This is a genomic window from Thermomonas sp. (assembly GCF_035369645.1).
In the GTDB taxonomy this organism is placed as follows: Bacteria; Pseudomonadota; Gammaproteobacteria; order Xanthomonadales; family Xanthomonadaceae; genus Thermomonas.
Window position 1 is genome coordinate 10,468 of sequence record NZ_DAOOUM010000045.1, and the last position, 10,211, is coordinate 20,678.

The window sequence follows — 10,211 nt, forward strand, 5'->3', positions numbered from 1 at the left end:
TTGGTGCACATCGCCATGTAGGCGGGCATGCGCGCTTCCAGCAGGCTGGCGGCATGTTCCAGCAGGGCCGCTCGGGAGGCGGCCGGGGTGGCATCCCAGGCGGGCTGTGCGGCCACCGCATTGGCCAGCGCCTTTTCGACGGTGGCGGCATCGCTGGCCTGCCAGTGGCCCACCACTTCACGGCGGTCGGCTGGATTTGTGACCGCGATTTTTTCGCCCGTGGCCGGTGCGCCCGGCACCAGTGGCGTAGCGGTCCAGCTGCCGGCACCGGCGGTATTGAGGGCAGCGGCAAGGTCACGCAGCTGGTCGTCGTTGGCGAGATTGATACCCATGGAATTGTCTCGGTCCTGGTGTTGGCTGCGGTACAGATCGACCGGCAGCGGGATGCGGGGATGCTGGATGTGTTCAAGCGAGGACACGAACTCCACCGGGTCGCGGATCAACTCTTCGACCGGAATGCTTTCGTCAGTGATGCGGTTGACGAAGCTGGAATTGGCACCGTTTTCCAGCAGGCGGCGCACCAGATACGGCAGCAGGTCTTCGTGGCTGCCCACCGGCGCGTACACCCGGCAAGGCACGTCGAGGCGGTTTTCCGGGATCACTTCGGCATACAGGTCATCGCCCATGCCATGCAGTTTTTGGAATTCAAAATCGCGGCGGCTGCGCATCGCCCGCGCCATCCGGTGCACGCTGGCAATCGTTTGCGCATTGTGGGTGGCAAACATCGGGTAGATCGCGTTGCCGTGGTCGAGCAAGCGCCGCGCATTGGCCAGATACGACACGTCGGTATTTTGCTTGCGAGTGAACAGAGGGTAGCCGGCTTGCCCATCCATCTGCGCGCGCTTGATTTCGGCATCCCAATACGCGCCTTTGACCAGCCGCACGGGGATGCGCCGGTTCAATTGCGCGGCCATCTGCGCGATGTAGTCGATGACGAACGGGGCGCGCTTCTGATAGGCCTGCACCACGATGCCAAAGCCGTTCCAGCCGCTCAGCGAACGCTCGGCCATGACCTGAAAAATCAAGTCCAGCGAGAGCTCCAGCCGGTCGGTTTCTTCGGCATCGATGGTCAGACCGATGCCGTAGCGGCGCGCCAATTGCGTCAGCTCCAGCAGGCGGCCACCCAGCTCGTCGAGTACGCGTGCGCGCTTGGCGTGCTCGTAGCGCGGATGCAGGGCGGAGAGTTTGACCGAGATGCTGGGCGCGGCAAACACATCGCTGCCGGCAAAACTGCCATTGGGGCCGGTCTGGCCGATGGCGTGGATGGCGGACAGGTATGCCTGCTGATAGCGCAGCGCATCTTGCGTGGTCAGTGCGCCTTCGCCGAGCATGTCGAAGGAATAGCGGTAATTGGCGAAGTCGCCCTTGCGCGAACGCGCCAAGGCCTCGTCAATCGTGCGGCCCAGCACGAATTGATGGCCCATGATCTTCATCGCCTGGCGCACCGCCAGCCGGATCATGGGCTCACCGGCGCGTCCCACCAAGCGCTGGAACGCGCCATGCACATCGCGCTTGGTGTCATCGGCCAGATCAACCAGTTTGCCGGTCAGCATCAAGCCCCAGGTAGAGGCATTGACCAGCACCGAATCGGACTGGCCCAGATGTTTCTTCCAGTTGGCATCGGCCAATTTGTCGCGAATCAGCGCGTCGGCGGTGGCTTGGTCGGGAATGCGCAGCAGCGCTTCGGCCACGCACATCAGCAGCACGCCTTCCTCACTGCCGAGGTCGTACTGGCGCATGAAGGCTTCAACCACGCCTTGATTGTTGGCACGCACGCGGACCCGGCGCACCAGATCGGCGGCCACGGCTTGTGCGGCATTGCGGTCGGCGTCGGGCAGGGTGGCCTGCACCAACAATTCGCGCACATGTGCGGCTTCGTCGCGGATCCAGCCGGCGGTAATGGCGGCGCGTGGGGCAGACGCGGGCGGGTTCAGCTCCGGTGCCAGAATCGGCACGGGCGAGGCAGAGGGGCTGGCAGGGGTATTCATTGCGCGGGAAAACCGGCATTCCTGAGGGGTAAGCCGCCTAGTTTAGTGCCTGCGGGCAGCGCCGGCATCCAGATAAACCGGGCGTTGTGGCGGTTTTTTGCATGTCCACGGTTGCCGCCTGCGGGCTGCGCCATTACCATCGTATCGGTTAGGTGAGGTTGACTTGGGTCAATTGACGATCTGGGGGCCGCACCGTCATTCAGGCAACGGGGCGCAATAGTGATGACATTCGGTCGTTTCAAACAGCGGGCATTGGCGGCCTTGGCGCTGACCTGCCTACCGCTGCTGGCAGCTGCGCATACTCATTTCGCCGGATCGGCCGATCCGCACCCATGGCAGTTGAATATGCGCGAAGGGGTGACCCCGACCGCACATGCCGCCTACGACGCCCACATGATCGTGCTATGGATTTGCGTGATCATCGGCGTGCTGGTGTTCGGCGCGATGGCGGTGGCCATTTTCAAGTTCCGCAAATCCAAGGGCGCGGTGCCGGATACCAGCTTTGTGCATAGCACCAAGTTGGAGGCGATCTGGACAGCGATTCCGGTGTTGATCCTGATCGGTTTGGCGTTCCCCGCCACCAGTGGCCTGCTGCGCATGTACGACGTGCGTGATGCGGCGATGACGGTCAAAGTGACCGGTTATCAATGGATGTGGAAATACGACTATTTGGGCGAAGACGTGTCCTTCACCAGCCGCCTGAATCGCCAGCACGACGAGTTGCGGCAAAGCGGCAAAGTGGTGACCGCCGCCGATGCGCCACATTATTTGCTGGACGTGGACAATGTGTTGGTGCTGCCAGTGGGAACCAAAATTCGCTTCGTGCTGACCGCCGATGACGTGATCCACTCGTGGTGGGTGCCGGACTTGGGCTGGAAGCAAGACGCGGTGCCCGGTGTCGTCAACGAAGCATGGGCGCAGATCGACAAGCCGGGTATTTATCGTGGCCAGTGCGCCGAGTTGTGCGGCAAGGATCATGGCTTTATGCCGATTGTGGTCAAAGCGGTGAGCAAGGATGAATTCGTCAGCTGGCTAGCCACAGAAAAAGCCAAGCACGCACCTGCAGTCGCACCCGCACCCGCACCGACGGAAGCCGCGCCTGCGGCGGAAGCCAAGCCCGCCGAGGCCACTTCGGCCACCACTTCGCAGACCACCCCGCCTGACGCAGCCACTGCTGCGCAGGCCGGTTGATCCACGTCCGCATTCACGAAGGTCAAATCCATGTCTGCTACGCAACACGACGCCGTCGATCACCACGACGCACACGGTCACCAGCAGGGCTTCATTGAACGCTGGTTGTTCTCCACCAACCACAAAGACATCGGCACCTTGTACTTGGTGTTCGCCTTCGTGATGGTGATTGTGGGGGCCGCGCTGTCAGTGGGCATTCGTACCGAGCTGATGCAGCCGGGCCTGCAGTTCGTCAAACCGGAGTTCTTCAACCAGTTGACCACCATGCACGCGCTGGTGATGATTTTCGGCGCGATCATGCCGGCCTTCGTGGGCTTGGCGAACTGGATGATCCCGTTGCAGATCGGCGCGCCGGACATGGCGTTGCCGCGCATGAACAACTGGTCGTTCTGGATCATGCCGTTCGCGTTCGCGCTGCTGCTGCTGACCTTCTTCCTCCCGGGCGGCGCGCCCGGCGGCGGCTGGACCATGTACCCGCCGCTGTCGCTGCAGGGCGGCAGCAACCTGGCGTTTGCGATCTTCGCCATCCACATGATGGGCATCAGCTCGATCATGGGCGCGATCAACATCATCGCCACCGTGCTCAACATGCGCGCACCCGGCATGGATTTGTTGAAAATGCCGATCTTCTGCTGGACCTGGCTGATCACCGCGTTCCTGTTGATCGCCGTGATGCCGGTGCTGGCAGGTGCGGTCACCATGCTGCTGACCGATCGCTTCTTTGCCACCAGCTTCTTCAATGCCGCCGGTGGCGGTGACCCGGTGATGTACCAGCACATCTTCTGGTTCTTCGGGCATCCCGAGGTGTACATCATGATTTTGCCGGCGTTCGGCATCGTCAGTGAAATCATCCCCACCTTCAGCCGCAAGCCGCTGTTTGGTTATCAGGCGATGGTGTATGCCACCGCAGCGATTGCCTTCCTGTCGTTCATCGTGTGGGCGCACCACATGTTCGTGGTAGGTATGCCGCTGGGTGGCGAGTTGTACTTCATGTTCGCCACCATGCTGATCTCGATCCCCACCGGGGTGAAGGTATTCAACTGGGTCACCACCATGTGGCGCGGTTCACTCACCTTCGAAACCCCGATGTTGTGGGCGATTTCCTTCGTGGTGCTATTCACGATTGGTGGTTTTTCCGGCTTGATGCTGGCCATCGTGCCGGCCGACTTCCAGTACCACGACACCTATTTCGTGGTGGCGCATTTCCACTACGTGCTCGTCACCGGCGCGCTGTTTGCGATCATCGCCGCGATCTATTACTGGTGGCCGAAGTGGACTGGCCGCATGTACAGCGAAACGCTTGGCAAGATCCATTTCTGGTGGACCATGGTGTTCGTCAATGTGCTGTTCTTCCCGCAGCACTTCCTGGGCCTGGCCGGCATGCCGCGCCGCATCCCGGATTACAACGTGGTGTTTGCGGATTGGAACCTGGTCAGCTCGATCGGTGCGTTTGGCATGTTCGTCACCCCGTTCTTCATGGCCTTCCTGCTGCTGCATTCGAAGAAGCATGGTGCCAAGGCTGAAGCGCGTGCGTGGGAAGGTGCCAAGGGCCTGGAATGGACGGTGCCGTCGCCGGCCCCGCATCACACCTTTGAAAAGCCGCCGGTGATCCGCGACGGCGATCTGGCGCATGGCGATGTCCACCACTGAGACGGCCAGTCTGATGTCACGCGAATCTGCCGCAGCCGACCCCGTCATCGAGGCGCGCCGCAAGCGCGCCAAGCGCACCGCGTTGCTGCTGGGCGGGATTGCACTGCTGGTGTATGTCGGCTTCATCGTGCTGACCGGGATGGGGCGCTGAGCATGGCGGGCATCCGCGAGTTGGGGGTGTGGAAGATGATCGGCGTCGTGCTGCTCGCCTTCGGCTTCACCTTCTCGCTGGTGCCGCTGTACCGCATCGCCTGCGAAAAAGTGTTTGGCATCCGGCTGGAGCAAGGGCCGGTGGCCGCCACCCGTGATCAGGCCGACCCCCATGCACGGTGGGTGACGGTGCAGTTCGATGGCGGCGTGAACTCCAAGCTGCCGTGGAAATTTGCTCCCGAGCAGCGTTCGATGCAGGTGCAAGTGGGGCGGCAGTACCAAGCTCTGTACTTTGCCAGGAACGCAGCCGATCGCGCCATTGTCGGCAGCGCGGTGCCATCCGTGGCGCCGGCGCGGGCATCGGGTTATTTCAACAAGACCGAGTGTTTCTGCTTTACCGCGCAGACCTTGGCGGCCGGTGAATCGCGCGACATGCCAGTACGCTTTATCGTGGATCCATCGTTGCCGGCTGGCGTGAAAACCATCACCTTGTCGTACACCTTCTATAAAAACGAGGCGATGACCGCTGCACTTGCATCGGCACATGGCCAAACCGGAGCGGTTCGCGCCGCGCCCTGACCCTTTTTGAACTTTCGGAAAACCACCATGGCCAATGCACACGCCGCGCACGGCAGCCACGACCAGGACATCTACTTCGTTCCGCACGGCAGCAAATGGCCGGTGTTTGCCTCGGTGGCGTTGTTCACCACCATGGTCGGTTTTGCGTGCTGGTTGAACGAAGTCAGCTGGGGCCGCACGGTGTTCTTCATCGGCATTGCCAGTCTGTTGGCGATTTTGTTCAAGTGGTTTGGCGACGTGATTCGTGAATCACTGGCCGGGCATTACAACAAGCAGGTGGATGTCTCATTCCGGATGGGGATGGTGTGGTTCATCTTTTCGGAAGTGATGTTCTTTGCAGCCTTCTTCGGCGCGTTGTTCTACGCACGTCAGTTTGCGATGCCGTGGCTCAATGGCGAAGGTCACGGGGTTGTCACCCATGAACTGCTGTGGCCGGGCTTTTCCGCCGGTTGGCCCAGCAACGGCCCGGCCGATATCGGCGGGGCTTACCAGACCGTGCCGGCGTGGGGCTTGCCGCTGCTGAACACGCTGATCCTGCTGACATCCGGCGTGACGGTGACGATTGCCCACCATGCACTGAAAGAAGCCAAGCGCGGCGCATTGATGTTGTTCCTGGGGCTGACCGTGCTGCTGGGTTGCCTGTTCCTGTACTTCCAGGCCACCGAATACATCCACGCCTATCACACCCTGAACTTGACCTTGGGCTCGGGGATCTACGGATCCACGTTCTTCATGCTCACCGGTTTCCACGGCGCGCACGTGACCTTGGGCACGATCATGTTGGCAGTGATGTGGCTGCGCTGTGCCAAGGGTCATTTCAGCAAGGACAACCACTTTGCGTTTGAAGCGGTGGCCTGGTATTGGCACTTCGTCGACGTGGTCTGGCTTGGCCTGTTCCTGTTCGTTTACGTGCTGTGATCTTCCTGCTCTCCGCGACGCGGGGAGAGGGCGGCACAAAAAGAGGCCGGCGATGCCGGCCTTTGTGCGTCAAGTGGTATCAGGGTTCAGCCCGGCGCACGGCCCACGCCATGTGGGGTGATCCAGCCCAGTTTGATGGCCAACACCACAAACAGGATCAAACCGATACTCAGGGCAATCCGTTTGGTCAGCGAATTGACCGTGCGCTTGGTCTGGCCTTTATCCACCAGCATGTAATACAGGCCAGCACCCAAGTTCCACAGGATGAGGATCAAGAAACCCACGATGAGCAGAATTTTCAGCGACTCGTTCACATCTCTCTCCAAAGCCGGGCAGCCGCGGGCAAGCCGCATTGATGCGGTGGATGATACGGTGCAATGAGCGCAATCACGCGGCGATTGTTGGTGTGGTGGTGGCTGGCACTGCTGCTGGCGGCCGGGTTTGCGTGGTTGGGGCGCTGGCAACTGGCGCGCATGCACGAAAAACAGACAATGCTGGCGCAGGCGCAACAAGCCTTGGATCACAGCCATCCGCAGCCGCTGCTGCTGGCATCGGATTCGAAACGCGCCTCCAATTACGACTGGTCAAGCGGACAGGGGCGGATTGCCAACGTCACCGTGTGGCTGGACAACCAGCAGCACGCAGGGCGCGCAGGTGTGCGCATGTATTGCGTATTGCTGCCCGATATCGGCAGTCAAGCGGTGTTGCTGGATGCCGGTTGGTGGCCACTGAATGGCACACGCACGCTGCCTGTGTTTGGCTGCCCGGCCCACGCGGAGCAAGCGGTGCGTGGTCTATTGGCCGCGCCGCCGGCCGAAGGCTTGCAGTATGGTCAAGCGCTGGCCAGCTTGGGTGAACATCGCTGGTTGGCGGCGCGCATGGATGTGCCTGCGCTGGCCAGGGCATTGCACCTGCCCACCGGCATTGCACCCCGCGTCCTGCGACTGGATCCTGCACGTGCGCACGGCGATGCCGGCGTGATGTTGGCACCGGGCGAGCGTGATCTGGACATCCTGCCCAACACCCTGACCCCCGAGCGTCATTTAGGCTATGCAGTGCAATGGTTCGGGCTGGCGATCACGGTGTTGGTGGTGGCCTTGGTGCTGACGTTCAAACGAAAGAAGACATCATGAGTGACGCAACTCCCGCAACGTCGGCACTACGCCACAATCGCAAGACCTTGCTGATTGTGCTGTTGCTGTTTTTTGGCGTCATGTTGACCGCCGGCGCACTGCGCTTTGCCGGCTGGCGGCCGCACGGAATGAAGAACAAAGGCGAGATGCTGCAACCCTATGGCGATCTGCGCAGTTATTCGCCGACCTTGGCCGATGGCAAGTCCTACCGCTGGCAAGACAGCCCGCGCACGTGGCGCATGGTGACGATGCCGCGTGATTGCGAGGGTGCCCGTCGCGCTGCCTGCCAACACCTGCTGGAAAATCTGGACAAGGTGTGGCGGTTGATGGGGCGCGAGGCTGACCGCGTGCATGTGCTGTGGGCCGGCGCGGCTCCAGTGCCGCTGGATGGGCTGCGCGAGGTGTATCTGCTGCGTGCCGATGCCGGCCTGCGCGCAGGCCTGACGCAGGCAGACGTGGCCACTGGCGATAGCGACCCGGTGTGGCTGGTAGATCCCAACGGATTTGTGGTGCTGCGCTATGCACCCGGCTTCGACCCCGGGGATTTGCGCACCGATCTGGCGCGCTTGCTTAAAATCAATTGAAGCGCTTGCCTAAAACAAAAAGATGATGCTGATGTCTTCCTCCCCGCGTTCCGTGCTGTATCGCCATTTCCACCGCATCGCCTGGCTGGCGGTGGCACTGGCGGCGTGTGTCATCGTGTTTGGCGCGTTTGTGCGGCTGTCCAATGCCGGCCTGAGCTGCCCCGATTGGCCGACCTGCTACGGCCAGGTGGCATGGCCCACCAATGCTGCGCAAGTGACCGACCACGCCGCCACCGCGATCCGCCCGGTGGTGCCGCACAAGGCGTGGCGCGAGCAGTTCCATCGCATGATTGCAGGCTCGCTGGGGGTGCTGGTGCTGGTATTGGCGTTGCTGGCCACGCGCAAGCGCCCGCAGGGCTGGCAGCACGTGATCGGTGCCGCGTTGGCGGTCGCGCTGGCGATTCCGTTGTATATGCGCGGGCAACATGGCGCGGCCTCGGCCCTTGCGGTGTTGGGCGAAGCGTTGCTGTTGCTGGGCGTGGTGCGCTGGTCGAATGTGGATCTGGCGCGCTCGGCCACACTGACGCTGGCCGTCATCATCTTCCAGGCGTTGCTGGGAATGTGGACGGTCACCTGGCTGCTCAAGCCCATTGTGGTGATGGGGCATCTATTGGGCGGCCTGACCACCTTTGCTCTGCTCAGTTGGATGGCATGGCGCGCCACCGACATCCCGCTGATCAGCGGCGACGCGTGCAAGCTGCGGCGCTTGCTGTTGATCGGGCTGGGATTGCTGATTGTGCAAATCGCACTGGGCGGCTGGACATCGGCCAATTACGCAGCATTGGCCTGTGGTGCTGAATTTCCCAAATGTGCCGGCGCGTGGTGGCCGCAACATGATTTCGCCGAAGGCTTTGTGCTGTGGCGCGGGATTGGCGTGGATTATGAAGGCGGGGTGCTGGACAACACTGCGCGGGTGGCGATCCAGTTGGCGCATCGGCTGATGGCGGTGTTGGTGTTCGGTCATTTGCTGGCCGTCGCGGCGCGCCTGCTGCGCAGTCCCGGTTTGCGCGGCTGGGGCGTGTTGCTGGGGCTGCTGCTGTGCACGCAGGTGGGGCTTGGTATTGCCAATGTGATGTTGTCGCTGCCATTGCACATCGCGGTATTGCACAACGCTGGCGCAACCGCATTGCTGTTCGTGCTGGTGACCTTGCTGGCGCGCCTGCGTCCACCGGAGGCTTGAGCATGCGTGGTTCGCTGGCATCGCAATATTGGACGTTGACCAAGCCGCGCGTGGTGGCGCTGATCGTGTTCACCGCGATCATCGGCATGCTGCTGGCGATCGGGCCCGGCGATGTGTGGCCGTGGCCGCGCCTGCTGGCGGGAACGTTCGGGATTTGGCTGGCGGCGGCCAGTGCGGCGGCCATCAATCATCTGCTGGATCAACGCATCGACAAGGTGATGGCGCGTACCGCCGAGCGCCCGTTGGCCACCGGCGCGCTGACACCCATGCAGGTGCTGGTGTTCGCCATCGTGCTGGGCGTCGCCTCCATGAGCATCCTGCTGCTGTGGGTCGATGTGGTGTGCGCGGCGCTGACGTTTGCCTCGCTGATTGGCTACGCCATCGTCTATACCGGTTTTCTCAAGCGTGCCACCCCGCAGAACATCGTGATTGGTGGCTTGGCCGGCGCCGCACCGCCGCTGTTGGGCTGGTCGGCTGTCACCGGCATGCAGCAAGCGCACGACTGGGAATACGCGCTGCTATTGGTGCTGATCATCTTCGTGTGGACGCCGCCGCATTTCTGGGCCTTGGCCATTTTCCGCCGCGCCGACTATGCGCGTGCGCTGGTGCCGATGTTGCCGGTCACGCATGGCGTCACCTACACACGCTGGCAGATCCTGCTGTACACCGTGCTGTTGGTGGTGGTGACGGTGCTGCCGTGGGCGGCACGCATGAGCGGCCTGTTTTATCTGGGTGGCGCGCTGGTGCTGGGCGCGGTGTTCTTGTGGTATGCGTGGAAATTGCTGGATCCACCGGATGAGTTTTTTGCGATGCGTACCTTCAAATATTCCATCGTGTA

At 62.0% G+C, this 10,211-nt stretch carries 11 protein-coding genes; 9 read left to right on the forward strand and 2 right to left on the reverse strand.

The annotated features are described in order from the left end of the window. Positions 1-1,988 (reverse strand): bifunctional proline dehydrogenase/L-glutamate gamma-semialdehyde dehydrogenase PutA (putA, locus tag PK789_RS09230; protein WP_324308473.1); only part of this gene is annotated, 1,988 nt, incomplete at its 3' end. Between the two features lie 222 nt (positions 1,989-2,210). Between putA and coxB the strand changes: the two genes are divergently transcribed. Genes coxB through PK789_RS09255 form a run of 5 tightly spaced genes read left to right on the forward strand, consistent with a single transcriptional unit; the run spans position 2,211 to position 6,476 of the window. Continuing rightward, positions 2,211-3,179 carry a cytochrome c oxidase subunit II gene (gene coxB, locus PK789_RS09235; protein ID WP_324308474.1) on the forward strand — a complete coding sequence of 323 codons (969 nt, stop codon included), beginning with the start codon at positions 2,211-2,213 and terminating at the stop codon, positions 3,177-3,179. A 30-nt stretch (positions 3,180-3,209) separates the two neighbouring features. Next, the gene (gene ctaD / locus PK789_RS09240; RefSeq protein WP_223625541.1) at positions 3,210-4,829 is read left to right on the forward strand and encodes a cytochrome c oxidase subunit I; all 1,620 of its coding nucleotides are present in this window, start codon (positions 3,210-3,212) and stop codon (positions 4,827-4,829) included. Then, positions 4,816-4,980, forward strand: coding sequence for a hypothetical protein (locus tag PK789_RS09245; protein ID WP_223625544.1), 165 nt, complete (start codon positions 4,816-4,818; stop codon positions 4,978-4,980). The genes ctaD and PK789_RS09245 overlap by 14 nt, the downstream gene beginning before the upstream one ends. A gap of 2 nt (positions 4,981-4,982) precedes the next feature. Beyond that, positions 4,983-5,558, forward strand: coding sequence for a cytochrome c oxidase assembly protein (locus tag PK789_RS09250; protein ID WP_324308475.1), 576 nt, complete (start codon positions 4,983-4,985; stop codon positions 5,556-5,558). 27 nt (positions 5,559-5,585) lie between these two features. Beyond that, positions 5,586-6,476, forward strand: coding sequence for a cytochrome c oxidase subunit 3 (locus PK789_RS09255; RefSeq protein ID WP_223625550.1), 891 nt, complete (start codon positions 5,586-5,588; stop codon positions 6,474-6,476). 86 nt (positions 6,477-6,562) lie between these two features. On the opposite strand, the gene PK789_RS09260 is transcribed toward PK789_RS09255, so the two are convergent. Next, positions 6,563-6,790 (reverse strand): twin transmembrane helix small protein, encoded by a 228-nt coding sequence (locus tag PK789_RS09260; RefSeq protein ID WP_223625553.1) that lies wholly within the window; start codon positions 6,788-6,790, stop codon positions 6,563-6,565. Between the two features lie 63 nt (positions 6,791-6,853). Here PK789_RS09260 and PK789_RS09265 point away from each other — a divergent pair, with 63 nt between their 5' ends. The 4 genes from PK789_RS09265 to cyoE form a co-directional block, all read left to right on the forward strand. Further along, the gene (locus PK789_RS09265) at positions 6,854-7,609 is read left to right on the forward strand and encodes an SURF1 family protein (protein ID WP_324296107.1); all 756 of its coding nucleotides are present in this window, start codon (positions 6,854-6,856) and stop codon (positions 7,607-7,609) included. Further along, on the forward strand, positions 7,606-8,193 hold the full coding sequence (locus PK789_RS09270) for a redox-active disulfide-containing membrane protein (RefSeq protein WP_288968840.1): 588 nt from the start codon (positions 7,606-7,608) through the stop codon (positions 8,191-8,193). The genes PK789_RS09265 and PK789_RS09270 overlap by 4 nt, the downstream gene beginning before the upstream one ends. 31 nt (positions 8,194-8,224) lie before the next feature. Beyond that, positions 8,225-9,373, forward strand: a complete 1,149-nt coding sequence (locus PK789_RS09275) for a COX15/CtaA family protein (RefSeq protein ID WP_324308476.1) — start codon at positions 8,225-8,227, stop codon at positions 9,371-9,373. Between the two features lie 2 nt (positions 9,374-9,375). Next, on the forward strand, positions 9,376-10,211 hold an 836-nt coding region (gene cyoE, locus PK789_RS09280), incomplete at its 3' end, for a heme o synthase (protein WP_324308477.1).

Excerpts from the sequence above, each read along its gene's own strand:
- coxB (WP_324308474.1), top strand. The coding sequence starts at position 2,211 with ATGACATTCGGTCGTTTCAAACAGCGGGCATTGGCGGCCTTGGCGCTG.
- ctaD (WP_223625541.1), top strand. The coding sequence starts at position 3,210 with ATGTCTGCTACGCAACACGACGCCGTCGATCACCACGACGCACACGGT.
- PK789_RS09245 (WP_223625544.1), top strand. The coding sequence starts at position 4,816 with ATGTCCACCACTGAGACGGCCAGTCTGATGTCACGCGAATCTGCCGCA.
- PK789_RS09250 (WP_324308475.1), top strand. The coding sequence starts at position 4,983 with ATGGCGGGCATCCGCGAGTTGGGGGTGTGGAAGATGATCGGCGTCGTG.
- PK789_RS09255 (WP_223625550.1), top strand. The coding sequence starts at position 5,586 with ATGGCCAATGCACACGCCGCGCACGGCAGCCACGACCAGGACATCTAC.
- PK789_RS09265 (WP_324296107.1), top strand. The coding sequence starts at position 6,854 with ATGAGCGCAATCACGCGGCGATTGTTGGTGTGGTGGTGGCTGGCACTG.
- PK789_RS09270 (WP_288968840.1), top strand. The coding sequence starts at position 7,606 with ATGAGTGACGCAACTCCCGCAACGTCGGCACTACGCCACAATCGCAAG.
- PK789_RS09275 (WP_324308476.1), top strand. The coding sequence starts at position 8,225 with ATGTCTTCCTCCCCGCGTTCCGTGCTGTATCGCCATTTCCACCGCATC.